Consider the following 721-nt stretch of genomic DNA (forward strand, 5'->3'; position numbering starts at 1 on the left):
CACCATACACATTGCCTTCCACGCCCGAAAGTCGCAGGAAAGACGGTTGCAACAGCTCGACCAGCACAAAGCCAAGGAAACCTGAAAGCAGGACGAGCAGGGAATATTCGGTGGTGAGCATTGCGAAGAGCCCCCTACCGGAAGAGCCGCACACGCGCCGCAAGGCCAGCTCACGACGACGAATGTCCATACGCGAGAGAAACAAAGCCAAGTGATTGAACAGCGAACAGAGGATGATCAGCCCGCCTGCCGCGGCAAACAGCACAAGGTAGGAGAAGCTGACAAGCCGCTCCTCGTTGAACGAAGCCTGACGGACTTCGGAAAGAGGCATCAGTCGAAGGCGGCCGGTAATCTTGCGGTAGCGATCGTCTGTCTGCTCGGCATAAGCACGGAACTTCTCTTCCAGAGCCTTGGGTGACACACCCGGGGCAAGACGTACCACCACCTCGAAACCTGCATTATACCACTCGTTCTGCCATTTGCGGAAGTAAGCTCCCTCGCAGATAAATCCGAACGAAAAATTGCTGTGCGGCAGGTCATTGACAATGGCACAGACAGTGACTTCCTGATCGTTATACTCAACTTTACGGCCAAGCACGTCCGTCGTGCCGAATAACCGTTGCGCCGTCCGCTCCGTCAGGGCTACCTGTCCGTCCGTATAAAGGAAATCGGGGGTACCTGCCAATATATGGATGCCGAAGAGGTCCATAAAGCAGGAGTC

The 721-nt window shown here is 55.3% G+C and carries 1 protein-coding gene; it reads right to left on the minus strand.

Annotated elements, in window-relative coordinates; genetic code table 11:
- A partial coding sequence (locus QVP67_RS10330) for an ABC transporter permease (RefSeq protein ID WP_288180114.1) occupies positions 1-721 on the minus strand: 721 nt, incomplete at both ends.

The organism is Bacteroides sp. CAG:633 (assembly GCF_000435115.1).
Lineage (GTDB): Bacteria > Bacteroidota > Bacteroidia > Bacteroidales > Bacteroidaceae > Bacteroides > Bacteroides ndongoniae.